Source organism: Frankia sp. Mgl5 (assembly GCF_023242985.1).
In the GTDB taxonomy this organism is placed as follows: Bacteria; Actinomycetota; Actinomycetes; order Frankiales; family Frankiaceae; genus Parafrankia; species Parafrankia soli.
On the sequence record NZ_JALKFY010000036.1, the window covers coordinates 1 to 305 of the forward strand.

The 305-nt window shown below is 55.1% G+C and carries 1 pseudogene; it reads left to right on the forward strand.

The window, feature by feature from the left end:
* Positions 1–305 (forward strand): annotated as a pseudogene (locus MXD62_RS08250) (MFS transporter); the annotation flags it as partial.

Sequence of the window (305 nt, forward strand, 5' to 3'; positions counted from 1 at the left end):
ATCTTCAGGGAATGATCAGTGCAGGAGCGATCGTCGGCGGGATTATTTGCGGTCTGGCCAACGGGCTTCGCGGCCGCCTTTTCTGGGTATCTCCCTTCTTGATGATCATGGGTGCCGGTGTGGCCGGACTCAGTTGGATGACCAATCTCTGGTACGGTCTGGCCATGATGCTGATTGTGGGAGCGATGCTCAGCATCACCAATATCCCGCTGGGCACTTATATGCAAACGATTGTGGCGCCGCACATGCTGGGACGGATCATGTCACTCTCTACTTTCATGTCATTGGGGCTGACACCTGTAGGT